Origin of the sequence: Metabacillus endolithicus (genome assembly GCF_023078335.1) — a bacterium.
Taxonomy (GTDB): Bacteria; Bacillota; Bacilli; order Bacillales; family Bacillaceae; genus Metabacillus; species Metabacillus endolithicus.
The window spans coordinates 1,491,495-1,517,434 of record NZ_CP095550.1; the positions used below are offsets into that span (position 1 = coordinate 1,491,495).

The following is a 25,940-nucleotide window of genomic DNA, read 5'->3' on the forward strand; positions in this document are numbered from 1 at the left end:
TTTATTGACAAAAGGGGAATAGAACAGATTCTATTCCTCTTTTCATCATTTTTCAGCTTTTGATGATTTGTCTCTATAAATCAAACCTAATATACTTCTGATTGCCTTAAATCATTACTTTTTATCATCCGTTTTACTCTTCACCTGCTGTTATATCAAATACAAATTCCTTAGGAAATGCCCTTTTAGTAAGAAAAAAATCTGTTTGCTTATGTAAAGTTTTGTGCTTTTCCTGACAGCTATTCATTTCCTCAACCCTTAGAAAGTCTTCATTTTCCCAGTTTTTTAGAACTCCAACAACATAGCTTAGCTTTCGCTTATTGTTTGAAGAAGCTATAGCCATAGCCTTTATTACCCAGTCTTTAGGATACAAATAGCCTGAATGCTCTAGCCAAGATAATAATTCATTTTTACCATTTGCGTTGGAATAACCAAATCCGTTACGGTCCCAAAACTCAATAATTTCTTGCATATCAATAGCTTTGTATGAAGTATCCTTTGGGACATAAGCATTATGTTGTTGTTTTTTATTTTCTTTTTTATTTTCTTTTTCTTTTTGTCCACGAATCGTATCACGACTCGTGAACGTATCGTTAACTTTGTCGCCTATGCCGAGGTTTTTACGATTTATATCATGGTCATTGTCTTCCCTACAAAATGATTCATATAATCTGCGAATTTCCTCTTTTGGAATGCTTTCTGATACGTAAGAAATAAGCGAAGTGTCTATTACCTCTTTTAACTCAGAATAAATACAATCCATGATCGGCTTACCACCTTTATGTAAATTATATTTCCCCCAGTACTTTATCGCGACTTCTGTCGTTTCTGAGTTATAGCTTATTAACTTGTATTGATGAATAAATCTTTCCAATAATGAATGTACTTTGTCAATTGAAATACGCATTTCAAAAGCAATTTGCCTTTTCGTAATTTTATAGATTCCAATTTGAGTCGTATGTGGATTTGTTAGTAAATAAAGCTGAAAATACATCTCCTCCCAAGTCATCTCCTCAAAATCCATTGTATTCATCCAAAATTCAGTACGTACCATTCGATATTTTGCCATGTTAATCACTACCCTTTCTTAGTATTTTCATAGTATATATATAAGAAATTGACCAAAGAGTAGCGTGTTAATTAAAATTTTTATATTTTTTATTATTATCAAATACGAAGATAGTAGTTTATCCAAATCAAACGTTTACAAAATGTATACTTTTAAATAGGCACCTTAAAATTCATGAATAGAACGTACACTTGTCTCATATTAATTAAGGACAAATCCCCCTCTAAGGAGTGTTTTTATGTCCGAAAATCATTCACACGATAAAGTGCCATATATTCAAAACCCTATTGATCAACCTGGATATGTTCATCATCAACCAGCAGCTCATTCGCCTATTTATCCGATAACCGGTATTCCTCAACCAACTAATTATTCCACGAACTTAGACCCAGTTTTTGTTCAGCACATTAGTAGACATCAAGGTCAAAAAATTGCTTTAGTAACAACGGCTGGTCGGGTGGAAGGTGAAGTGGCTGGAGTGGCAGTGGATCATGTTCAAATTAATTTAGATGATCGCGCATTACATATTCGGCTTTCACAGGTGATTTGGTTCGAGGGTCCATTAGCTTCTTATAGAGAGAACAACGAATAGATAACTCAGTTGTCTTATACTTCTAGCCAGCCTTTAATTTACTCTTTTTAATATAAAAAAATTCAACAGATTTAAAAAAACAATCTGTTGAACTTCTTCTCATCTACATAATCTACTTACATTTTATTTTGGTTCACAATACCAAACTTTCACTCTTAGTATCTGTTACAGCAATCACACTTTCTATCATAGTCGTGTTTCTTTCTGTAATCTTTTTTGTGATCCTTCTTATAGTCGTAATCTTTTCTATCATATTTTTTATGATCGTAATCTTTCTTATCATCCTTTTTGAAATCAAAATCTACATCAAATTTTTTGTAACCCCAACAGTAGCATTTACCATACTCTACATTTTTCTTCTTCTTACCCAATCTAATCATCTCCCTTTTGGTATAGTAAGAGAGAAAAACAAAAGGTATTTCTTAATTACTAGTGTTGACTTTATTGTCTTTCTCTCTTTGCTATTAATCTATTCTTTTAAAGAAAAAAAGATTGGGTAAATAATATGTAATTTTCTAGTTTTATTTATCATTTTTCTATTGATAAAAGAAAAAACCCCCAATTTGTGGGGGATTCTATTGGCTCTATAGTCAATGAAGAAAAAGTAAACTAAGGACGCCTTTATTTAATTCACTACTTTTTCTATCTGATTAAAATCTTCTATCCACTTAACAAAATCATCTTTTTTTAATGGTGGTGAATAATAATATCCTTGAATTCCTGGCTTTTCCGGCATACATGTTAAGAAGGCAATTTGTTCTTCGGTTTCAACACCTTCAATAACCACCTTCATATTTAAGCTATGACATAAAACAATAATCGCCTTTATAATAGCAGAATCCTTCTCAGATTCTGGTACTCCGTCTACAAACGATTTGTCAATTTTCACTGTTGTAATTGGCAGTCTTTTCAAATAAGACAATGACGATAATCCCGTTCCAAAATCATCAAGGGCAATATTAAACCCGAATTTCCGAAACTCACCTATCGAAATGATCGCATTTTCTATATTGTTGATCACACTCGTTTCTGTAATCTCTAGCTCAAGTTGATGACTGTCTATTCCATACTTAGCAACACTATCTTTTAATACATCCATTAATCGTTGAGATGTAATATATTGTCCTGGAATATTAATAGAAACTCCTTTAATAGGATAGCCTTCTGATACCCAATGGGACATTTGCTCGCAGACTTTTTCAATAATCCAATCCGTTACATCTATAATTTTCCCATTCTCTTCAAGTAAAGGTATGAACAATCCGGGAGATATAAATCCATGAACAGGATGATTCCAACGTAATAATGCCTCTGCACCTAAGCTTTCCTTTTCAGATCCTACCTTTGGCTGATAAACAATATATAGCTCATCTTCTTCCATTGCTTTTTCAATATCTTGGATGATACCTTTTTCAAAAGAATATTTATGAATGGAAGGATCATATTCAATTACCTGATGTTTATATTCTAATGAGGAGTGTTGCAGTACTGCCATTGCATTTGCAAATAGTTGTTTTGATTCATTTTCATCAGAACATGTTGAAAGCGAGCAAACTACCTCGACAACAAGTTGTTGGTTATCAATGACAACTGGATTCATTAAAGAAGAAGTTACCTTTTCCATACTTGCCTTAAAATCTTTATAGCTTTGCGTTACTGTTAATATAGCAAAGCGATTTCCTTCAATTCGATATAACTCCGCCATTTCAGGCTTTAATCCAATAATTGTCTCACTAACATCTCTTATAATTCTGTCTCCAAAAGAATACCCGTAACCACTATTCCATTTTTCTAGCCCATGAAGATGGATAATAGCTAAACTCCCTTTTGAAATGGATGAATTTAATTTTTTTTCAAACTGTCGTCTATTTGGTAATATTGTTAATGCATCAAAATAGTTAAGTCGATACTCTACATAACGATCCAATAGACTTGATAGTCCAGAAAAGGCAAAGGTGATCGTAATTCCAACAGTTATACAAACAATTAGGAGAGTAAAATCCATCTGGTGCATATGAGACGAAGGTATTGAAACATCCGTATAAAAGATTACTGCAGACATACCTGTATAGTGCATGCTTGCCACTGCTAGTCCCATTATAATAGACGTTATAATCTTAACGATCTGATTCTTAATCAGTCTTTGCATCGTTGAGAAAATAAAAAGTGCCACGTAAGATACTACGATAGCTACTACTATTGACGCAGTAAAAATCCACGGTCTGTAAATGTATTGAGCTTCCATTTTCATTGCAGACATTCCCACATAATGCATGGAGGAAATACCCAGCCCCATAATAATACCTGAAATGATGTAAGACCATTGACTCTTAGTTTTCTTATTGGCAATGTAAAACGCAAGGTATGATGCAAAGCCAGCAGGAAAAATAGAAATAATCGTTGTGACAAGATCATATTCCATTGAAACAGGAAGTTTTAGTGCACTCATCCCTATAAAATGCATAGACCAAATACCTAACCCCATTGCAAAAGATGCCAAAGTAAGCCACACATTTCTGTTAAAAAAACTATTTTGTTGAATTCTCTCATTCATAGAAAGTGCAGTATAAGCTGCTAGACATGCAATCACAATAGATAAAAGAACAATTAATGATGAATATTCCCCTTCAAGTAAATACACGTTGTCTGACTTAGGTAAATAAAACATATTCATAACCTCTTAATAAGATTTAGTAGTCTAGTTGTTATATCGGCTAATTATTCTTTTTTTCCACTCTTTTTAGATAAAGATTAGGTGGTAACAGTGTAACTATGAAATTTCGTTTAATAAGTGGATAAACAACAAACTGAGTGCTGACCAACTTGATTTTTGTCGTTCATACCCACAATGAACGTCATTTCGATCCCCGCCACTCTGAGTTTTGCCGTTCATCGACAGATTAACGACATGTTATATAGATTACAATCCATTTTTAAAATCATTAAAAAGAGACATGCAGCAGCATGCCTCTTTAGAAACCTTTATAGAATTCTTCTCCCCATTTGCCCTAGCGCAAAATGTATTCCATGTTGTAACGATTGAAAGCAATCAAACTGTGAGAAATTCATTCCTGACTGAGAGATGATCAGGCTTAATTCTGGATTAATTCCAACTAATATTGTTTTAGAACCAATTAACGAAGAAGCAGAGCCGATCTTTTCTATTAAGCTTGCTGTCTGCTCACTAATATCGTTATCAAGACCAGTTAAATCTAAAATAAGATAACTAGCTTTGTGTGAAGGTAAATTATTTAAAGTATTCGTAATCAGTTCTTCAGCACGATCCACCTCATATTTTCCAATTAACGGTACGACCACAATTCCTTCAAGAACAGGAATAATCGGAGAAGAAAGCTGTTTGACGAGATCTTTTAGTTCTTTTGTCTTTTCTTCGACAAGTTCTTCTAGTTGCTGTATTTGTTCCGATTCTTTCTTCCGGGCTAATTGATGGATATTTTGTGTGATACTGATTTCTGATGGATAATAGTTAATAATACTGTATTCGTGACCATCAAGCTGTTGTTGGACAACTTCATACCAAATATTTGTTCCGAACAATCCGGTGAATATACCTGCAAAATGTGCAGGAAGAAACTTACCTTCCTGCTTTTTATTCTGAGCCACATTAATTTTGTATTCCCACGTATTTTTAAGGTGAGCTGTTAATGTTTTCGTTTCGTAGTTAAGATCGTTTATTTCAATCTGTCCCCAACCCGCTGAAGCATACGTAGATGTAATGGATTTTGCTGCCTCTTCTACACTTAAATCTTTCATTTTTTCAAAGTACTCACCAACAACCAACCCTTGCCGAAACCCTGATGCCTCAAAAACTAAGCTCGATGCCTCCGCACCGGAAATTTCTTCGATTGTATCAAAAAAAGACTTCATAGCTGTAGATATCCAAAAAAGAACGGCTTCTTGTCCCTCAAATTGAAAAGTCCCTTTTTGTACATCCCACTCAAACTGAAGTCCCTTTATATTAATGTTTTCATTTCCCACTATAAACCCACCTTTTGTAAAGCATACCTACTATTCTATTAATTATAGATACTCTTAAATAAGAAGTCCAACAAACTTAAACTTCTTCATGTATAAGAGGTCCTTTTACCATTTGTATATCAATATACTTGGACCTTACTACTTCACTATGTAAAAACTCTATTTAAAATCGCAAAAAAAGGAGCTTCTTTTTTAGAGGCTCTCTTATATTCTCAACCTTCGCGATCATAAACAGATGGTTTTCTTTCAGGCATTGCTTTCTGTAAAACCTTCATTCCAATCAGACTAACTTTAATCCATATCCAACTATACAATAATGAAAATAAGAATAAACTGCCTAACATTCCTAACCCTAATGAATTTACCGATGGACCCAAGATTGGAAATTGAAATAAAGAAATTAAGACAATAATTCCAAGTAACATTGTACCGCCAGCAAAAAGCATGACTTTAAATACATTTTTCATTTTTCTTAATCCGTATCCTATACTTATTCCTAACAGACCTGTTGTAAATGAAAACACTAATACCTCACTCGGTTGAATAATCGCAAGCAGAAAAATCGTGGTTACATAGGATAAGATCCCTATTTGAAATGAGATCGATGCAGCGATAATCATTGGCCATGTAGCTAACATACTCAACACGTATCCGAATCCAATAAATATACCAGCAGATTGAAAAATAACTGCCAAAGCTGCCATTATAGCTCCCATTGCTATTTTGCTAAGTTGTGAATAATGGTCCATTGTTGGTACATCATCTATTTTATTGTAAAATAGTGCCCGTATTCCCCTACTTAGAAATGATCTCATTTTTACACCCCCTATTAGTTAAATGCTTTTGAAAGCCTATTTAGACCAGTTTCATTTCTTAATACCTGTCCTTTTTTAGCAGTGAAAGACTCCACGGGCAGGACCAACGGAAATCTTTCACTATTCTTCAACTAAACATTTTGTTTATAAAGGATAGAAATTGGTGCCATTTCCAACATGTATTCTTGAATTAAAAGTTGGTGCATTGTTTTTTCATGAACAACTTTAAATGTTGCTTTTACAATTTCCTTTATTCCTAGAGACAAACCTAGCTGTTCAGCAACCGCAAAAGCACCCATTGCCTGTTGATTGAGAAGAAGTAATTGATGCATTCCCTGCCATGACCCTACTGCTCCACCCATAAAATCTTGAAATGTGAGCAGTCCTTCCTCTAGCTTAGAAACCGTTGTTCCTAGAATGCGGTCCATGACAATATCTGGATTACGATTAATTAATTGAAATAGTTGTTTTGCTATTTTCTGATGTTCCTTTGTAGCGCCCTCTATCTTTACAATGGCTTCCTTTATGTGAGGCTCTTGAATTTTTGGGGTTGTTTTTTGAATGACAACTTCAAATGCCATTTGAGCAGTTAGTACATGTTCAAACCATTTTTCTACTTCGTTTAATTGCTGATTCCTTATCTCATCATCTAGCTCAATTAATAATACCGGATTTTCTGTTTTCATCTTTTTTCCTTTCTTATTCTTCTTTTGTAATTTTCCATAACGCACCTGTATGACCATAGGCATGGATATATCCTTCAGTAACAGGGGAGTGACCAAAATCTAAAATATATAATCTCTTCCGTCCGGATGAAATTTACAATCAACTGGTCGCTCTATTCCACCTGATTGATGTGCGGATGCTGCGCCAAGTTGCTTATTTTTCATAAACACTTCTGATGTTCCCGTCTTAACATCAACCCTTACAACTTGAAAACCGTTGTTAAGATCTTTCTCATGCGGTGAATTTAACGGTGCATATGTACCCCATTCAGTTACAAATAGTTCTCCACGATACCCAAAATCATCTGAACGGCTAAAGTCCATCTTTGTCATAGCGGAATGAGGTTTCTCAAGATAAACAGGAGGGCCAGCCCATTCAGGCGGATTTTCGATTAATTGCTCTGCAGCTTTCCCCTTCGCAGGTTTACATTTTTCATCCCATACAGGAACTCCATCTGCTCTCATATCAGGGAATCCATACCAATCAGGCTTTTTTACAGATCCATGAGAGGTCATAGCATTGCGAATATGCCAAATCCGATCAGGATCACCTGCAATAGCTCTTTCTCCTTTTTCCTCTAAACAGTTATCAGATGCGTACAGCTCTCCCTCATCATTAAATGCTAAGCCATAAGGATTCCTTAGTCCCCATGCTAATAATTCAGGCTCGCTTCCATCTGGCTTAGCTCGCCAAAGTCCGGTTGAACACCAAAGTTCTCCCTTAATTTTTTCACCCTTCTTTGCAGGTGTTCCAAACGGTTTAAACGCTCCCGTTTCTGTTAAAAAGGGAAATGGCATGAGTGGATTTCTAGACGTTACATTATGACCAGTAAGAGTAATGTCATCCCCAGGTATATCATGAGCCTCTGGATGCTTTGCTAGGTCCACTGTAAAACCAGCCGGTAAACATACACCATTTTGTGAAACAGAGCCATTGGCAAAGTACATTAAACCGTCCTTAGGACTAAATACAGGACCACCTGGTTCATGCCAACCACCACTAGGTATTTTTTCAATTAACACTTCTCTTTTCTTTGTTTTCACATCATAACGGACCACTCTAGCAAGATATCCACCTTTACATGTTACATAGATATAACCTTCGTGATAGGTAACTCCTCTTGGTCCACCTAATGTTTCTACAGCAAATACATCTAGCTCTCCAGAGGGTGTTAAACTAAGAATTCTAGGTGGTAACGCTGGACGTGTTGGCCAAGTACTTCCACCTTCTAAAATATAAAGGGTTCCATCATCTGCAAATCCCATCCCAGTTGGAAAAGATAAGCCGCTGCCACGACCTCAACTTTATAACCCTCAGGTACCCAGACATCATCTGGATTTAACAACGGTCTAGCACTTGTCGGCAGCTCAACAACCCTCTCCCGAATTTGCTTAGTATGTATCATTCACCATAGCTCCTTTGACTTTATATTATAAGAGGTTATTATTTCTCTCTTTCAGTATGATCTTGGAAGAAAATAACTATTCCTCATTATCGAGCGCCTATTTTTGCCCCTACGCAACTTTTCACTATTAAGTCATTCACCTACACCCAATGTTTTGAATATGGTACATGTGATAGGAGGTTAATGATTACATGGAACTATTTGAAAAAGAATCACTAAATATAGATGATCTACAGGTTTGGAAAAAAGATGCTTTGGAAAAGTTTGAGGCTAAAATGGTGGATAAAGAGCAAAGGTTCCCGTGTATACCGGCAACTCAAGGTCATTCATTAAATCATTTACGATACGGCTTTGTAGGGGATCCTAGAGAAGTTTCATCTGCTGAAGAACTTGCTAACTTACTTTCCGCTTATACACCACAATCAAAAAACTATGGAAAATATACATCTCTTATTATCTTTTATGAAACACCAGCCGATTTATCCAAGACTAGTGTTGAAGAATTTGAACAAATGTTTTGGAAGCAATTAAGTTGGGCAAGTGAGTTTGATTCCATTGAATGGCCGGAAAATATTCCTGTTGATCCACATGATTCTGCATGGGAATTTTGTTTTCAAGGTGAAAAATACTTTATGTATTGCGCTACTCCAGCCCATCAAAATCGCCAAAGTCGATATTTCCCATATTTTATGCTTGCAATTACGCCAAGGTGGGTACTTGAGAAATTTAATTCTTCCCCTTCGCTGGCACAAAAAATAAAATCTAATATTAGAGAAAGAATTACACATTACGATTCTATTTCCATCCACCCTGATTTAAACAGCTATGGTGAAGAAGATAATTTTGAATGGAAGCAGTATTATCTCCATGATGATGATTCAGCTTTATCCAAATGCCCTTTTCACCGAATGCTTAATACTATGAAGAGGGAAGAATAGCTAGTATTCTATGCTCCCATTCCTATAAAAAAATGAAATTTAATTTTTTCTTTTAGAATGGATCTTTCTTTTCTTACCTACACTATAGGTGTTCTTATATTAAAGAAGAAGGTAGGCGAAGGAATGAACATCATTGAAAATCAGCCAGCACTGCTAGTGTTAGATGTACAAAAAGGATTTGATGATCCTTATTGGGGTAAACGAAACAACCTGGAAGCTGAAAACAATATTTTAACGTTGTTAACAGAGTGGCGAAAACGTAACTGGACAGTCATCTATTCACAACACTTATCGTTGGAGCCACAATCTCCTCTTCATTATAAGAATCCAGAGGGAACAGAGTTTAAAGACAGCATTAAGCCTTTATCAGGTGAAGTAATTATGCAAAAAAATGTTAATAGTGCCTTTATTGGAACACAATTAGAAACCTATTTAAAAACAAATCAAATCAAAACGGTTGTTATCACTGGTCTATCTACACAACATTGCGTTTCAACAACAACACGTATGAGCGGAAACCTCGGATTTACAAATTATCTTGTTTCAGATGCTACGGCAGCATTTGAAATTACTGATCAAAATGGTACATATTATACTCCCGAAGATATTCATCAAACAGAATTAGCGACCTTACATAAGGAATTTGCGACTATTGTTAAAACGAGTGATGTAATAAAACAACTAAAGTAAAAGGCAGTGTGTATTTCCTTCACGGGTTCGGGTTTCCGAATAAAAAAATGTATAAATAAGCGGAGTTTTTCCGGTTAAATCGAAAAATGGAGCTCGATTTGGGGATATAAGCGGAGTTTTTCCGGTTAAGCAAAGGAAAATGGCCCATTTTCATCTTCTTCGATTAAATAGGCGGAATCTTTCCGTTTATTTAATCTATTTTTCGTGATATTTCCTCATTAAGAGGAATTTCTCCGCTTATTTTCTGGTGACTCTTAAAGAATGGGAGTTCACTTAATCCTGTGCAGTGCTTATCTCAGTATTAAAAGACGCTTGGAGCATATAAAGTCTCCAAGCATTTTTCTTTACTAACTTACTTGCCAAATTGCATATTAATTCCTAGTTCGAATTACAATCAATATGCTTCAAAACAGAACCTATTAGTATTCTCTCTGCCCTCTTGAATCCTACTAAACCTTTATATATTTGCTCCTTTGTGCAATCACTCTCTCTTTTAAAGTTTCATAATTGATAAGAATCATCCCTATACAAATAGTGACAGCACCTACTCCTGTTAACCAAGAAAAAAACTCATCATAAAAAAGAACTCCTACAACAACCGCAATAAAAGGTGAAATATAAAGCCAGGTAGACGGGAAAACCGGATCTGTCTTAACTACAAGCCAATAAAATAAACTATGACCAACCATTGAGCCAATTACAATTAAATAAAAAAGAGACAAAAGTGAGGCTGGTTGTATGATTGTTTGCGCAGAAATTTCTTCTGTGAACAAACCTAAAATAAATAATAAAATTCCCCCATACATCATTTGAACCGCATTTAATGCAACTGGGTGAATTCCTTCAAAGTTTTTTGATACACTCTTCGTATAGATCGTACCTGATGCATAAAAAACCTCTCCAAGAATGATGGCAAAACAACCAATGATCCAATAGGAATTCACCTCAAGTGAAAAGCTTGGTAATATAAGAAATAAAACTCCTATGACACCGATCATACATCCTACAATGGATGTTCTTCTGACTTTATGCCTTAAGATAATACTCTGAATCACAATGATCAACATCGGACCGGTTGCGGATAAAACCGCCGCTATTCCGGATGTTACATACTGTTCTGCCCAATATAATGTTGCAAATGTCCCAAATGTCAAACCAACCCCTGATAGAAAAAGTTCCTTTCTACCTAATAAACGCATGATGTTCTTCTCTTTAACAGCCATAATCAAAAACAATAAAAAGCCTGCGATAAAAAAGCGAATTCCCCCCGATAAAAACGGCGGCAACCCTGAATCTACTCCTATTTTTATCGCTAAAAAAGTCGTCCCAAAAATAATACACATCAAAACATAATTTATAATGACCATTCTATACTCCTCCTTTATGTTGATCATACGATTAACGCTATAGAACAGATTAAACACAATAGAACAGTTAGAATGGAAACATGTTAAAATCATTACATAAAGAGGAAATGGAGTTGGCAAAAGCTGTGCAAAGTGAACAATTATTATATAAACAGATCTATCACTATGTAGTGAATCAAATAGAGCGGAAAGAATGGAAAACTCACGACAAACTTCCCTCGGTTCGCAGCCTAGCCACTCAATTCAACGTTCACAGACTTACTGTATTAAAAGCATATCAATTACTTAAAAAAGAAGGAAAAATATATGTTAAGGATAAGTCAGGTTATTATGTGCAACCACAAATAACTAAAGACTATGAATATAGTGAAAATCCTATCATAGCTGCTTATACACAAAAAAATCACCTATCAGAAATTCATAGAGCACCTGTTACCTATAACTTTTCTCAAGCCTTAATTGACCCAAATCTTTTACCCAATCACTTTTTTCAGACTATGTGAAAAAAGTGTTCGATCTTTATCCTAAAGTTCTTGCTACCTATTCAACTGTTCAAGGAGATGAAGAACTGCGGGAGCTTCTTGCTGAATACTTTGTGAAACAATTTAAAACACATCTCACGAAAGATCACCTATTAATTACTTCTGGTTCACAACAGGCCATTCATTTAATCTCAGAAACTTTTATTAAACCCGGAGATATTGTTCTTTTTGAGAGACCGAGTTATAGTGCTGCTATTGATATTTTTCAAGCGCAAGGAGCACGCATTATGACTGTTGATATATACGAAAATGGGTATGACTTAGAACAGCTAGAAAACATGCTGAAGCAATACAAGCCACGACTATTTTACACAAATCCAACCTTTCACAATCCAACTGGCTATACCATTTCAGTAGAACAAAGAAAAAGATTAGTAGAATTGGCTGAACAATATCGTTGTTTAATTGTTGAAGATGATGCTTATCATGATATGTACTATGAACAGCCCCCACCTCTCCCGATTTATACGTATGATACAGCTGGGACAGTCATTTATGTTCGAAGCTTTTGCAAATATATCTCGCCAGGATTAAGGGTTGCAACGATTATTTCTCAGCCTTCTACTATGCCCATGTTACTCACATCAAAATCGTTAATTGATAATGGATCACCTCTTCTTAATCAGAAGATTTTCCTCCATTATTTTTCGTCATTACGATTACACCAACATTTAGAAAAGCTAAGAATTGCCTTACAAATTAGGAAGGAAATGATGGAAGAGGAATTAGCGAAAACTAACTGGAAATGGAGCAGCCCACAAGGCGGTTTAAGTTTATGGGTACAACTGCCCGATAATTTATCAATAAAATCATTGCTGTCAAAAAGCCTTCATCACTCTATCTCATTTGTACCAGGTGTAGTATGTGATCCATTAAAACAGGAATCTCGCTGGATACGTCTAAGCTTTTCGTACGAAAATGAAAAAAAGTTAAAGGATGGAATGAAACAGTTTGTAGAGCTCGCACAGAGGTTGGAGGAGGAGAATAATCTTAACCGATAAACACCACACTATAAAAAATCCACCAGCTAATAATAACTGGTGGATCTCTCTTTATACCATTACCTTGCACATATCATTTGTAAACTCAACCGGGTCTTGAATTGGTAAGCCTTCAATTAACAATGCTTGGTTGTATAGAAGATTTGTATATAATGTTATCTTTTCCTTGTCACTCTCAAATGCATTCTTTAGAGATTGAAACACTTCGTGGTTGCTGTTGATTTCTAAGACTTTTTCTGCCTTTACATTTTGATTATCAGGCATAGCACTTAGAATTTTTTCCATTTCAATTGTTACTTCACCCTCAGTTGTTAAGCAAACAGGATGAGATCTTAGACGCTTAGATAATCTTACATCCTTTACTTTATCTGAAAGGATATTTTTCATGAACTCAAAGAGCTCTTTATTTTCATTTTGCTCGGATTCTGTTTGCTTTTGATCTTCTTCTGACTCAATTCCTAAGTCACCGCTAGAAACCGATTTGAATTCTTTTTCGTTATAGCTCATGAGCATTTTGATAGCAAATTCATCAATATCTTCTGTGAAGAAAAGAATTTCATAGCCTTTTTCAGACACTAATTCTGTTTGTGGTAATTTTTCAATTCTCTCGATCGACTCACCAGAAGCATAGTAAATATACTTTTGATCTTCAGCCATTCTTGAAACATACTCATCAAGTGAAACAAGCTTTTTCTCTTTTGAAGAATAAAACATTAATAAGTCCTGTAACACTTCTTTGTTGCTACCAAAGTCACTGTACACTCCATATTTTAGCTGTCTGCCAAAGGATTTGTAAAACTTCTCATAATTTTCACGATCATTTTTCATGAGACTTTTTAATTCATTTTTAATTTTTTTGCTAATGTTTTTAGAAATGAACTTTAACTGACGATCCTGCTGTAAAATTTCCCTTGAAATATTAAGTGATAAATCCTCAGAATCAACCATTCCTTTAACAAAGCTAAAATAATCTGGAAGGAGTTCCGAACATTTATTCATGATTAATACACCGTTTGAGTAAAGCTCTAAAGCCCTTTTCATATTCTTTTGAATAATAATCATATGGCATGTTTTCAGGGATATAAAGAATTGCATTGTATCTTACTGTACCGTCAACATTAATATGAATGTGCTTAATCGGCTTATCAAATCCGTAATGCTTTTCATTGTAAAATGCCACATAGTCTTCATCTGTTAATTCATTTTTATTTTTTCTCCAGATTGGCACCATGCTGTTGATGATTTGTTCTTCTTCGTATTCTTCTAACTCATTATCGCTGCCTTCTTTAGCTCGTTGGCCTTTAACATCCATTTTGATCGGATAGCGGATAAAATCAGAGTATTTTTTAATGATTGATTTTAGTTTATATTCCTCTAAAAACTCATCATAGTTATCTTCTTCTTCATTTTCTTTTATCTTCAAAATAATTTCTGTACCAACTGTATCTTTTTCATGCGGTTCAATTGTGTAGCCTTCAGCACCCTCTGATTCCCATTTGTAAGCTTCATCACTTCCAAGCGCTTTACTGATAACAGTAACAACATCAGCCACCATAAATGCAGCGTAAAATCCAACTCCAAATTGACCAATTATATCATGGCCATCTTTTGATTCATTTTCCTTTTTAAATGCTAAGGAACCGCTTTTCGCGATAATACCCAGGTTGTTTTCAAGGTCTTCCTTTGTCATGCCAATTCCTGTATCTAAAATAGTAAGTGTTCTATTTTCTTTATTTGGTGTAATTTTGATAAAGTAACTATCCTTTTCAAAGCTTAATGAATCATCTGTTAATGCTTTGTAGTAGATTTTATCAATTGCATCACTAGCATTTGAAATTAACTCTCTTAAAAACACCTCTCGTTGTGAGTAAATAGAGTTAATCATCATTTCCAACAATCTTTTGGATTCTGCTTTAAATTGCTTTTTTTCCAATTTACAACCTCTCCTCTTCGAAAATTTAGCCTACTTTATTATGTAGTAAAATAGAAAATGATTAGGTGTTCTATGGACACTCCTTCTTTTAGTTTAGCACTCTAAGCTCTAGAGTGCTAAACTATTATTTAAATATCATATTTTTCTTATCTATGTCAACTAGTGGCAAATAAAAAAGTGCAATGAAAGCTAATAAATAGCTAGTCAATGCACTTCATCTTTATACTAAAGCAGCTAATCTTTCTGTTACCTGCTCTTCTGTTAATCCATTTTCCGAAACATAGCGATTACGTTCATGTACTCGACACTCATGACTACATGCGCGCAAGTATTTATGCTCATTTTCTTCAGAGCAAAGAATTTTTTTATTACATTCAGGATTCCCACAGTTAACAAAGCGTTCACAAGGTTCACCAGTAAAATGATCTCTTCCAACTACAGTTGGTTCTACTCGGTTAACAGGTACAATTAGACGCTCATCAAATACATAACACTGACCGTCCCAATCTTTCCCTTGTACTTCAGGATCTTTACCATAAGTAACAATCCCACCGTGAAGCTGTGCCACATCCTCAAATCCCTCTTGACGAAGCCACCCTGAGAATTTTTCACAACGAATACCACCTGTGCAATACGTTAAGATCTTTTTGCCTTCAAACTGGTCTTTATTTTCACGAATCCAATCTGGTAACTCTTTAAACGTATTAATGTCAGGTAAAATCGCATTTTTGAAATGACCAACAGCATACTCATAGTCATTTCTAGCATCAATAATGACAGTATCTTCTTGTTTCATCGCTTCCATAAATTCTTTAGGGCTGTAATATTTACCTGTTAGCTCTAAAGGATTAACATCATCTTCTAAACGAAGCGTCACAAGCTCTGGGCGATGACGAACCTTCATTTTTTTGAAGGCATGCTCATCTTCTTCATCTATCTTATAAACCATTTCAGCAAAGCGAGGATCTTCTTTCATGTGAGCCATGTATTGATCCGTTTGCTCAACAGTCCCTGAAACTGTTCCATTAATTCCTTCTGTAGCAATTAAAATTCTACCTTTTAGCCCAAGGTTTTTACAAAACTCTAGATGCTCTTGAGCATACTCCTCAGGGTTATCAATTTGAACATAGTGATAGTATAGTAAAACGCGATATTCTTTTGACATATATTTTTCACCTTCTATATTATATTTGCAAGATATACATACAGAGATGGTTACTTGCTTTTACATTTTACTTGTTTATAAAATGTAACATCTTATTAAAACAAATTTTCTATAAAAATGCAAATTGATCGTTTACAAAGGTGAGAAATACCAATTTTGTTTGTGTTCTTTTCGATTTTTTGTTCATATCCGCGATGAACGACACTTCCCTTGATTTTCACGATCGTTTTGTCGTTCATACCCGCGATGAACGACACTTCCAGAATTATCTTCTCCCGATTTGTCCTTCATACCTGCGATGATCGTCATTTCCTACATTGCATACACTACCCACCGTCACATTATTATTAATTCAATTAGAATGCCATTCAAAAACAGCCCAATTTCAATTAATTGGGCTGACACTTTAAGCATTGATAAAAATCAAGCAAAATCCTCTTCATTTTCAAGCCAAGTTGTTACCTCTGAGATTGTCTGTCTTTTTCCCGTCATTTCTTTCATATCAGGGTATCCAATGTATAATAATCCAACCATCTCCGATTCGGAAGATAATGTAAATAGTTCCTTTACTTCATTAGAATAACAGCTTTCACCTGTTCTCCAAATAGCACCCAATCCAAGGGCATGGGCTGCGAGCAGCATATTTTGAACAGCTGCACAGACAGCTGCAACTTCCTCCTTCATCATGACACGTTTGTTTGCTGTTGTTGGTTCTACTGCAACGGCAATTATAACCGGTGCTCGCAAGGGTTTCTTTTCTTCTCTTTCTAGTCGCTTTTGACTTTCTTCACTATTTGGATCTTCTAGTGTTTTTACCACGAGAGATGCGAGTGTTTTACCAAGTGCTTTTCTGGCATCACCAGTTAATACAAAAAATCTCCATGGCTCTGTTCGGAAATGTGAAGGAGCCCCATGTTCCTGCTTCAAGAATTTGATGAATCAACTCACTCGGGACAGGATCTTCTTTTACTTTTCCAATACTCCTTCTAGTTGCAATAGCTGAAAGGACGTCCATTGTATTCACTCCCATTTTTTCAAGTTATTTCATCTTATTCAAGAACAAGAGAAATGACTCATTAGAATATCCTTCTCTAAATCACACCTACTCCCCCCATTAAATAAGTAGAGAGAATGAATAGTATAAACATAGGAGGGGTTAGAGTGGAACCTTATGTTAAAGATGCACTAGATGAGTGGAAAGACGAACTCATTGATTAGCTAAGGTGCTAACAAGGAGGTTATACAACATGAAAAATAAGATTTTATCCTTAATTACCTTCGCATCGCTAACAGCTGGATTTTCAGCACATGCAGCTGCAGAAGAGGTGACTGTAAAAGAAGGTGACACTTTATGGGAAATCGCAAAGTTAAATGAAGTAGAAGTAGAGAATATAATAGATTGGAATAAACTTCCTGGTGATATCATTCATCCAAATGATCAATTAAAACTTCATGAATCACATGAAGTATCAACAGGAGAAACATTATGGGATATTGCTGAAGAATATGATGTTGAGGTTGAAGAAATTGAAGACTGGAACAAGATTGATTCACACATCATTGAACCAGGAGACGAGTTAATCATTAAAGAAACCGAAAAAGCACAAACGTCTTCTGAAGATAAAAAAACAGAATCAAATAAGGAAAATAGTAAAGAATTAACTGTTACTGCTACGGCCTATACAGCAAATTGTGAAGGCTGCTCAGGTACAACTAAGCTGGGAATTGATCTCCATGCAAATCCTGATAAAAAGGTAATAGCTGTTGATCCTGATGTGATTCCATTAGGATCAACTGTAGAGGTTGAAGGTTATGGGACAGCGATTGCGGCAGATACGGGTGGAGCTATTAAAGGAAATAAAATTGATGTTTTTATTCCCTCGGAATCAGATGCCCTACAATGGGGAAAACAGCAAGTAGAAGTGAAAATTATAGAAGAATAAACCATTTACACCCCCTTGGTGAGTAATAGTACCAAGGGGGTGTTGTTTTACTATTTTTTAATAACCGGAATCCATATTTCCGCTCGATAATCTTCTGAATAAGCATCTCCTTCAGGGTAAACCTCTATTTCAGGTGCAGGTGCATGCTCGTACCCTGTCGCAGGAAACCACTCAGAAAAAATTCGTTTCCAAACATGTTGTATAGCGTGAGGCATAGGACCAACAGACTCAAAAACAGCCCACGTTGCAGCAGGTATTTCTTTGACCTCTAAATCTGGAGATATCTTATCGGAGGTTTTTTCAACCGCTATATAATAGGTAAATTCATTTTTTTGTTGATTACCTTCCGCACAGACTCCTAATATTCCCATTTCTCCAGCTTGTTGTGCAAGCTTCTCAGAAAACCCATTCTCATTAGATTCTTTCCAAAATAATGGAATTCTTTCATTATTATTCTCCATTGAGACCCGGATCCCTTTACCAACAACCTGAAATGCTTCTCTTTGAATGATCTTATAATTCATTTCTTCTTCTCCTTTTAGTTGGATTTGAAAGGAAAGCTTAGGAAAGGCTTTGACGGTTTTGCCTGTGTGCCTCACTTCAGTCGGACTAATTCCATGTGCTTTTCGAAATGCTTTCGAAAAGGATTCAGGACTTTCATAGCCATATTTTAAAGCAATGTCCAATACTCTTACATTTGAATGAATTAGTTCTTGTGCTGCTAATGTTAACCTTCTTTTTCGAATATACTCGGCCACAGTAAATCCGGTGAGTATTTGAAACATTCTTTGAAAATGGAACCTGGACATGCAGGCAATTTTTGCTGTTTCTTCAATAGACAAATGTGAAGCTAAATTGTTTTCAATAAATGCAATAGAATCATTTATTTTCTGTAAGCTCTCCATAAGCTCCCCCTCATCCATACAATAACAAAGAAGTAACCTAGTTTACCTGTCATTTCTTGCACAATAATGACAGATTAACTTCTCTTGTTCTTAAAATCTATCAACTACCTTTTTTGTTATAGCTTTATACCAAATTTTTGGCTTTTACTGTCGTTAATTGAAAGATATCTAGTTTATCCGCCATATTTTAATAGATTGTGCAGAGAAATGTAGATAAATATATGCAGGAAATTTTCCACTTTTCTAAAACTTATTTATAAAAGAGCTTTGTTACTTCTTATCCGTTCATTTTTATCCTCTTTTATTCAAAGAAGAAGCAAAATGAACAATGAGTTTTAACATAGCGGATAAAGAAACTAAAGGAAAGGTGGTCATTTTTCGTGAGAGACGATTTGACCTTACAACAACTTGCAGAAGGAATTCCAAAATCACTTCTTAATGCATCAGATAAAGATTTAGAAGGCTTCCAGCATATTATTGAAGAAACAATTAAATTACGTGAAGGACACCGAAATCTTCAAAAACTAATTAAAAGCTTCTCAACATCAGGTATCCAACGTTCGTAACTTTTGAGTAAATCTTTTAAGAGAGCCATTAGCAGGCTCTTTTTCTATGGAATTATTCCATGTTGCATAAGTAATCATCTCATTTTAGAAATCAATTTCACAAGCCAAAAAGGCAGAAATAACAGAAAAAATGTTCCCAGTGCCACAAACTCTAGAGGAATGATATACCACGGCCATTGTCCAAAATAATCAATCATAGATGGATTAACAGGCTTTCTAGATATGTACATATAATTACCACCAAGAATCAAATTTAAGACAAAGATGAAGGCTGCATAAACATTTAACCATATAAAGGCCTTCCAAATTGATTTAAATTGGGGACGGAACCCACCAACAAACACCATAAATAAATTTGCAAGCACAGTACTTCCGTGTGATACAAAAAAATGCACATATCGATAATGAGGAAATGTGTAATGACTAATATCAGGTGTAATCATGGCTTGAACCGCACTACCAACACCAGCAAAGAATGTAAACTCAAATAGAGAATATGATTTGGTCAACAACATAACAGCAGATAATAGAATCGTAATGCTACTAAGATGCAAAGGCAAAGAGTGAGTATATGTCCAGGAATCAAACCAGTATAACCATATATGTAGGCTGATTTCTGAAAATATCATAATAAAAAATAAAGTAATACGCGCAATTTTATTATAAGGTTCTTGTCTTAAAACATTTCTTACTAAATAAATGAAAACTATAAGTAGGATAAAGATAAAGAGAGTTACCAAATGAACAGGTGAGAATAATGTAAAGGCTTGATCTGTTTGCGGAAAAAAATCCCTTCCATTACATGTCACCTCTTTCTTAGAAATGTTGTTTAATTTAGTGTATCTCTTCAGAAGGAAGGTTATCACTTCAAAAGCAAAACAGTTATTTTTTTATCTTCTTGAACAAAAAAACCAGCCTCAATCTGAGACTGGCTACTATATTCATTACCCATTTACCTCTGTACCTAAGCTAGAAGGATTTAACCCAACTGCTTCAAATACTTTACCGAATTTTTCATCACCTTGTGTGAATGTTTCATTCGCAGCATCTAATGAAGGTGCGTCTTTCTTCAACTCATCTGCTTTCGCTTGATAAGAATCAGATAAATCTTTAATCGCTGCTTCTAAGTCAGCTTTATGATCTGCTAGTTCCTCTGGTACCTCTACACCATTAAGTCCTTCTACAACTGCTGCTGCAGATGCTTCAGCTGCTGATTTCATTTCTGCAGTCGGCTCTTCTGATGCTTCATAAGCATTTAGATCTGCATCATTTTCGTTAATTGCTTTAGAAACTGTCATGTAAAATTGCATCATTGCACTTTTTGCATTTTGTTCTTTGTCAGCACCTTCTTCAGTTGCTTCTTCACCTGCTTTTGTATCTTGCTCTTTCGTTGTTCCCTCTGATTCTTCAGAACATGCAGCTAAACCAATAGACAACATGAACACTGAAATTAAAAACCAAAACTTTTTCATTGAATTCCCCTCCAATTAATTACTTACATATGTATAGATATCGTGATCACTCATCTTATAATTTTTACCATATTCTGAATGATCTTCCACCTATGTATTATAGGATTCTAATAAAAGAATATCAACTGTTATTTCACGAAAATATATAATCATAAATTTCCTATTTTATCGAGTAAATACATTAATTCATAAAGTCTAATAAACATTAGTCGTACTTATATAATAAAAGGTTACAATAAAATATAAATATTAAATATATCCTTTAATAGAAAAAATTTACATTATTTTCGAAAAATTTATAAAATTCCCAAAACATATACTTTACTATTTAAAAAGAGGCAACCCCCATTCTAACAAGGCTGCCTCTTTTCATAATTAATTAGATCCTGTTTTCAATAGAACTTCTTGTTCAGCTTCATGTTTTACAGATGTTGATTTAACATACTTGGCTGTTAAAATTACTGCTGCGACAACAAGAATTTCAAAACCATACTTAACAAAGCCATTTTCAAATAATCCACTTAAGAAATGTTCACCAACAATCATTTTTGATGCTGTCCAAGCAAGAACACCGGCACCGATTGTAACGATGATTGGATATCTGTCAATCCATTTAAGAATTAACGTACTACCCCACATAACAACTGGTACAGAAATAAGTAATCCAATAACAACTAGAAGCATGTTACCGTGTGATGCACCTGCTACAGCTAAAACATTATCAAGCCCCCATTAACGCATCTGCAATAATAACAGTACGAATTGCTGCCCAAAAGCTGTCTCCAGCTTTAACATCACCATGATCATTATCATCCACAAGCAGTTTATAAGCTATGTAAACTAATAGAAGTCCACCTACTAAATGAAGACCAGGGATAGCTAACAACCAAACAACTGCTAAAGTCGCAACAATTCGAATTGCTATTGCTCCTACCGATCCCCATAAAATAACTTTTTTCTGTTGATGTTTAGGCAAGTTTCTTGCCGCAAGTCCAATTAAAATGGCATTGTCTCCAGCTAAAACCAAATCAATCACAATAATAGATAAAAGTGCAGTGAGAAATTCCATTTCCATCTTGATTACCTCCTTCTGATGTTTTCAATCTTGAATTTTAACAGATTGAAAGATTGCTTTTACAAAAATAAAGAGACCTTTGCCATAGTGGCAAAGGTCTCGCTAAGCACAAACATTATGCCAATAAAGCCGATGAACCTCGTTCATGTAATGACGACTTTATTTCAGGTTAAACCTGACGCTACTCCCCTTTACGGTGGGAAATTTTGCTATCGATTTTTCTATTTGCCATTATACTTTATTTTATGGGCATGTGTCTATGATTTTGTTTAAGTGACCAGGCACCACCATAATTTTGTCAAATCAAATACTACTTAATTTTCATATAAAAAAAATCCAAATTATAACCTGGAATTCCCATATATCCCCACTTGCCTTTTCTCTTATATGACACTTGTCATACTTACTCTATGACACCTATGTCTACAAATTACAAGAAACTATTTTTATAATTTATATAAGGAAAGAAAACTTTTGATTGAAATGGGAGACAACATACAACGTTCCTTCCTTTTCATTCCACTCAATTTTTTTAACTACAGACAACATTGTCTTTTTAACGTATTTAAAGAAGGGAATTAAAAAATGAGTAAACAATTACAACGTAATTTAAGGAAGCAAGTCGCTCCTTATGAACAGTCAAATTCGAAAGATAGTATTATTCAACTTATCACAACAATCGGGCCATTCATTATTCTATGGATTCTTGCCTATCAAAGCTTAGCGATTTCCTATCTACTTACATTAGCTTTTACCATTATTGCTGCTGGCTTTCTTGTACGAATTTTTATCATCTTCCATGATTGCTGTCATTACTCATTCTTTAAGAATAGAAATGCAAATAAAATACTCGGAACAATAACAGGAATCCTTACTTTATTCCCATACAGTCAATGGCAGCATGACCACTCTATCCATCATGCTACTAGCGGGAATTTAGACAAACGAGGTACTGGAGATATATGGGTTCTTACAGTTGATGAATACCTTTCCTCTTCTTTATTTGAAAAAATTAAATATCGTATATATCGAAATCCAATCGTTATGTTTGGACTTGGACCAATCTATGTTTTTCTTATTAAAAATCGTTTTAACAAAAAAGGAGCTAGACGCAACGAGAGATACAATACGTACCTTACTAACATAGCAATTGTTGTATTTGCAGGACTGTTGTGCTGGATGCTTGGAGTGATCCCGTTTTTATTAGTACAGTTGCCTATCTTTTTAATTTCAGGCTCATTAGGAATCTGGCTATTTTATGTACAGCATACGTTTGAGGATTCTTACTTTGAAAAGAATGAAGAGTGGGAATACGTTATGGCAGCTGTGGAAGGCAGCTCGTATTATAAGCTACCAAAACTGTTACAATGGCTTTCCGGTAACATTGGTTATCATCATGTTCACCATTTAAGTCCAAGAGTACCAAACTATAAATTAGAAGCCGTACACAATAATACAGAACCATTACAAAACGTTCCAACAATTACACTAGCAACAAGCTTAAAGTCGTTAAAGTTCCGTCTTTGGGACGCACAGAATAAGAGGTTTGTTGGTTTTAACTATTTGTCAAAATTACAAAAGTAATATTCTCCTTTAGAGGATGACGTGTTAGTACAAACTGTCGGGAATGAAACGTACTAATTTCTGTCATCCTCTTAAAGTTTTAAGTAAATATATGTTAAAATATGATGTAATTTCATCTTAATTAAAGTAGGTTCTAGCATGAAAAAAAGAGTTAACATTTTTCAAAAAAGCAATGGGATCTCCCCATATATTTGGGCTTTTTTAAGCATTTTACCTTTTTATTTTATTTTCCAATCATCCTCTTCGGCGGAAATCATTACAGGCATAATCCTTACTGTATCGTTTTTCATTACACTTCGTTACGCATTTCTTGCTAAAAGCTGGAGAATTTATGTTTTAACACTTATTCTGATTGGGATATCATTTACATCAACTTATCTATTTAATTATTTTTATTTTTCTTTTTATATTGCATATTTCATTGGAAATATAAAGGACCGACCTGCTTTTTTAACACTATACATTATTCATTTAGTCAGTACAGCCGTTGCCATAAACTTTAGTATCGTTTTACATGAGCAGTTGCTATTACGCCAGGCTCCCTTCGTGATTATTAGCTCTCTTAGTGTCATCTTTCTTCCATTTAGTATTTATAATCGTAAACAACGTGATCAGCTCCAAGAAAAGCTCGAAGATGCTAATAAACGAATATCTGAATTAGTCATACTTGAAGAACGTCAACGAATTGCCCGTGACCTTCATGACACATTAGGTCAAAAGCTATCAATGATTGGTCTTAAGAGTGACTTAGCGCGAAAAATTCTTTATAAAGATCCTGAGCAGGCAAAAAATGAAATGAAAGAAATTCAACAAACAGCTAGAACAGCATTAAATGAAGTAAGAAAAATGGTTTCTCAAATGAGAGGTATTCGTATAAAAGAGGAAATGGTACATGTTAAGCAAATATTAAAAGCAGCTCAAATTAATTTAGTATGTGACCAAGAAATGGTCTTATCAAATGTCCCGTTGTTAACCGAAAATATCTTAAGTATGTGCTTAAAAGAAGCTGTTACAAATGTTGTCAGACATAGTAAGGCCTCTAATTGTTATCTTTCTCTTGAACAAAATTCGACCGAATTAATCATGACTATCAAGGATGATGGAATCGGTTTTGAAGACCTTACATTCGTAAAAGGGAACGGCCTTTCCGGAATGAGGGAACGCCTCGATTTTGTTAATGGAAATCTAGAAATAAAAAACGAAAAAGGTACATCATTAACGATTAGAGTACCTAATGTTGTAAAACAGATAGATTAGGAGGGGCTTGCTATGATACGAATTGTGATTGCTGAAGATCAACAAATGCTTTTAGGTGCCTTAGGTTCACTTCTTAACTTGGAGGACGATATGGAAGTTGTTGGCAAGGCTAATAATGGAGAGGATGCCCTTGCACTCGTTCACAAACACAGTCCTGATATATGTATAATGGATATTGAAATGCCTAAAATGACTGGCCTTGAAGCTGCAGAAAAGATTGTGAACAGTGATTGTAAAGTGATCATCCTTACAACCTTTGCCCGTTCAGGTTATTTTCAAAGAGCCATTAAAGCTGGTGTCAAAGGATACCTTCTAAAGGATAGTCCCAGTGACGAGTTGGCAAATTCGATAAGAAGCATTATGTCGGGTCGACGAATATATGCACCTGAACTAATGGACGACGTATATAGTGAAGAAAACCCCTTAACTGAGCGCGAAAAGGAAGTACTAGGCTTAGTCGCAGATGGTATGAATACAAAAGAAATTGCCGATCAGCTTAGTATTAAAACAGGGACGGTACGAAACTATATATCCACTATCCTAGAAAAGCTTGATGTAAAAAATAGAATTGAAGCCATTACACAATCAAAAGAAAAAGGTTGGTTTAAATAATATAAAAAAGAGGTCTCCTTTTGGATTAAGGTGACCTCTTTTTTGGTTAAACTCAGGTGCACATGATGAGTATACCTGAACCAAAGACATCTATTTATTCGCTTTTATTCGTTTCACCTTTTAAAAGATGAAAATCTTTAATAGGCATTGTAATAATTTTTCCACCTATCTGAACATGAACTGTATCTTGAAAAATTGCTTTAACAATTCCTTTTAGAGATATTGTTGAATCAACAGAAATTGGATTTTTCATATTTGCTTCCATTTATTACACACCTTTCTAC

At 34.8% G+C, this 25,940-nt stretch carries 22 protein-coding genes, 3 pseudogenes and 1 riboswitch; of the genes and pseudogenes, 9 read left to right on the forward strand and 16 right to left on the reverse strand.

Going from position 1 to position 25,940, the window contains the following annotated elements; translation table 11 throughout:
- Positions 1–133 precede the first annotated feature (133 nt).
- The gene (locus tag MVE64_RS08065) at positions 134–1,069 is read right to left on the reverse strand and encodes a DnaD domain protein (protein WP_247345346.1); all 936 of its coding nucleotides are present in this window, start codon (positions 1,067–1,069) and stop codon (positions 134–136) included.
- A 238-nt stretch (positions 1,070–1,307) separates the two neighbouring features.
- On the opposite strand from MVE64_RS08065, the gene MVE64_RS08070 reads away from it, so the two are divergent.
- Positions 1,308–1,661, forward strand: a complete 354-nt coding sequence (locus tag MVE64_RS08070; protein WP_247345349.1) for a DUF2642 domain-containing protein — start codon at positions 1,308–1,310, stop codon at positions 1,659–1,661.
- Between the two features lie 155 nt (positions 1,662–1,816).
- Here the strand turns inward: MVE64_RS08070 and MVE64_RS08075 are convergent, their stop codons facing one another.
- The 6 genes from MVE64_RS08075 to MVE64_RS08100 all read right to left on the reverse strand — a co-directional run bounded on the left by MVE64_RS08075 (position 1,817) and on the right by MVE64_RS08100 (position 8,466).
- Entirely contained in the window at positions 1,817–2,032 is a 216-nt protein-coding gene (locus tag MVE64_RS08075) for a hypothetical protein (protein ID WP_247345352.1), read from the reverse strand.
- 254 nt (positions 2,033–2,286) lie between these two features.
- Positions 2,287–4,329 (reverse strand): bifunctional diguanylate cyclase/phosphodiesterase, encoded by a 2,043-nt coding sequence (locus tag MVE64_RS08080; protein WP_247345353.1) that lies wholly within the window; start codon positions 4,327–4,329, stop codon positions 2,287–2,289.
- A gap of 314 nt (positions 4,330–4,643) precedes the next feature.
- The gene (locus tag MVE64_RS08085) at positions 4,644–5,663 is read right to left on the reverse strand and encodes an STAS domain-containing protein (RefSeq protein ID WP_247346994.1); all 1,020 of its coding nucleotides are present in this window, start codon (positions 5,661–5,663) and stop codon (positions 4,644–4,646) included.
- Positions 5,664–5,872: 209 nt separating this feature from the next.
- Positions 5,873–6,475 carry a YybS family protein gene (locus MVE64_RS08090; RefSeq protein ID WP_247345356.1) on the reverse strand — a complete coding sequence of 201 codons (603 nt, stop codon included), beginning with the start codon at positions 6,473–6,475 and terminating at the stop codon, positions 5,873–5,875.
- Between the two features lie 131 nt (positions 6,476–6,606).
- Positions 6,607–7,224 carry a hypothetical protein gene (locus tag MVE64_RS08095; protein WP_247345359.1) on the reverse strand — a complete coding sequence of 206 codons (618 nt, stop codon included), beginning with the start codon at positions 7,222–7,224 and terminating at the stop codon, positions 6,607–6,609.
- A 36-nt stretch (positions 7,225–7,260) separates the two neighbouring features.
- Positions 7,261–8,466: a PQQ-dependent sugar dehydrogenase gene (locus MVE64_RS08100; RefSeq protein WP_247345362.1), complete on the reverse strand. Its 1,206-nt coding sequence runs from the start codon at positions 8,464–8,466 to the stop codon at positions 7,261–7,263.
- A gap of 331 nt (positions 8,467–8,797) precedes the next feature.
- On the opposite strand from MVE64_RS08100, the gene MVE64_RS08105 reads away from it, so the two are divergent.
- Both MVE64_RS08105 and MVE64_RS08110 read left to right on the forward strand, forming a co-directional pair.
- Positions 8,798–9,544 carry a YqcI/YcgG family protein gene (locus MVE64_RS08105; protein WP_231308122.1) on the forward strand — a complete coding sequence of 249 codons (747 nt, stop codon included), beginning with the start codon at positions 8,798–8,800 and terminating at the stop codon, positions 9,542–9,544.
- Positions 9,545–9,667: 123 nt separating this feature from the next.
- Positions 9,668–10,234, forward strand: coding sequence for a cysteine hydrolase family protein (locus tag MVE64_RS08110; protein WP_379053061.1), 567 nt, complete (start codon positions 9,668–9,670; stop codon positions 10,232–10,234).
- A 449-nt stretch (positions 10,235–10,683) separates the two neighbouring features.
- Here the strand turns inward: MVE64_RS08110 and MVE64_RS08115 are convergent, their stop codons facing one another.
- Positions 10,684–11,601: a DMT family transporter gene (locus MVE64_RS08115; RefSeq protein ID WP_247345364.1), complete on the reverse strand. Its 918-nt coding sequence runs from the start codon at positions 11,599–11,601 to the stop codon at positions 10,684–10,686.
- A 107-nt stretch (positions 11,602–11,708) separates the two neighbouring features.
- Between MVE64_RS08115 and MVE64_RS08120 the strand changes: the two are divergent.
- A pseudogene (locus MVE64_RS08120) lies at positions 11,709–13,144 on the forward strand (aminotransferase-like domain-containing protein).
- Positions 13,145–13,195: 51 nt separating this feature from the next.
- Here the strand turns inward: MVE64_RS08120 and htpG are convergent.
- From htpG to MVE64_RS08135, 3 genes and pseudogenes are all read right to left on the reverse strand, one after another.
- Positions 13,196–15,077, reverse strand: a pseudogene (htpG, locus tag MVE64_RS08125) (molecular chaperone HtpG).
- A 220-nt stretch (positions 15,078–15,297) separates the two neighbouring features.
- Positions 15,298–16,242 (reverse strand): oxygen-dependent tRNA uridine(34) hydroxylase TrhO, encoded by a 945-nt coding sequence (gene trhO, locus MVE64_RS08130; protein ID WP_247345367.1) that lies wholly within the window; start codon positions 16,240–16,242, stop codon positions 15,298–15,300.
- Between the two features lie 423 nt (positions 16,243–16,665).
- Positions 16,666–17,169 carry a nitroreductase family protein gene (locus tag MVE64_RS08135; protein ID WP_345740787.1) on the reverse strand — a complete coding sequence of 168 codons (504 nt, stop codon included), beginning with the start codon at positions 17,167–17,169 and terminating at the stop codon, positions 16,666–16,668.
- A gap of 320 nt (positions 17,170–17,489) precedes the next feature.
- On the opposite strand from MVE64_RS08135, the gene MVE64_RS08140 reads away from it, so the two are divergent.
- A complete protein-coding gene (locus MVE64_RS08140) occupies positions 17,490–18,185 on the forward strand; it encodes a 3D domain-containing protein (protein ID WP_247345370.1) in 696 nt (231 codons plus the stop codon).
- A 50-nt stretch (positions 18,186–18,235) separates the two neighbouring features.
- Here the strand turns inward: MVE64_RS08140 and MVE64_RS08145 are convergent, their stop codons facing one another.
- Complete coding sequence (locus tag MVE64_RS08145) at positions 18,236–19,090, reverse strand: AraC family transcriptional regulator (RefSeq protein WP_247345373.1); 855 nt, start codon at positions 19,088–19,090, stop codon at positions 18,236–18,238.
- A 380-nt stretch (positions 19,091–19,470) separates the two neighbouring features.
- Here MVE64_RS08145 and MVE64_RS08150 point away from each other — a divergent pair, with 380 nt between their 5' ends.
- Complete coding sequence (locus MVE64_RS08150) at positions 19,471–19,656, forward strand: hypothetical protein (protein WP_098798226.1); 186 nt, start codon at positions 19,471–19,473, stop codon at positions 19,654–19,656.
- A 74-nt stretch (positions 19,657–19,730) separates the two neighbouring features.
- On the opposite strand, the gene MVE64_RS08155 is transcribed toward MVE64_RS08150, so the two are convergent.
- The 3 genes and pseudogenes from MVE64_RS08155 to MVE64_RS08165 form a co-directional block, all read right to left on the reverse strand.
- Positions 19,731–20,522, reverse strand: a complete 792-nt coding sequence (locus MVE64_RS08155) for a YwaF family protein (protein WP_345740788.1) — start codon at positions 20,520–20,522, stop codon at positions 19,731–19,733.
- 78 nt (positions 20,523–20,600) lie between these two features.
- Positions 20,601–21,128: a hypothetical protein gene (locus tag MVE64_RS08160; protein WP_247345378.1), complete on the reverse strand. Its 528-nt coding sequence runs from the start codon at positions 21,126–21,128 to the stop codon at positions 20,601–20,603.
- A gap of 375 nt (positions 21,129–21,503) precedes the next feature.
- A pseudogene (locus MVE64_RS08165) lies at positions 21,504–22,203 on the reverse strand (TerC family protein).
- A 104-nt stretch (positions 22,204–22,307) separates the two neighbouring features.
- Positions 22,308–22,405, reverse strand: a riboswitch (yybP-ykoY riboswitch).
- Positions 22,406–22,788: 383 nt separating this feature from the next.
- On the opposite strand from MVE64_RS08165, the gene desA reads away from it, so the two are divergent.
- From desA to MVE64_RS08180, 3 genes are all read left to right on the forward strand, one after another.
- On the forward strand, positions 22,789–23,787 hold the full coding sequence (desA, locus tag MVE64_RS08170; RefSeq protein WP_247345381.1) for a Delta(5) desaturase DesA: 999 nt from the start codon (positions 22,789–22,791) through the stop codon (positions 23,785–23,787).
- Between the two features lie 138 nt (positions 23,788–23,925).
- Complete coding sequence (locus MVE64_RS08175; RefSeq protein WP_247345384.1) at positions 23,926–25,044, forward strand: sensor histidine kinase; 1,119 nt, start codon at positions 23,926–23,928, stop codon at positions 25,042–25,044.
- Between the two features lie 12 nt (positions 25,045–25,056).
- A complete protein-coding gene (locus MVE64_RS08180) occupies positions 25,057–25,656 on the forward strand; it encodes a response regulator transcription factor (RefSeq protein ID WP_247345386.1) in 600 nt (199 codons plus the stop codon).
- A 94-nt stretch (positions 25,657–25,750) separates the two neighbouring features.
- On the opposite strand, the gene MVE64_RS08185 is transcribed toward MVE64_RS08180, so the two are convergent.
- Complete coding sequence (locus MVE64_RS08185) at positions 25,751–25,921, reverse strand: hypothetical protein (RefSeq protein ID WP_162987447.1); 171 nt, start codon at positions 25,919–25,921, stop codon at positions 25,751–25,753.
- Positions 25,922–25,940 lie beyond the last annotated feature (19 nt).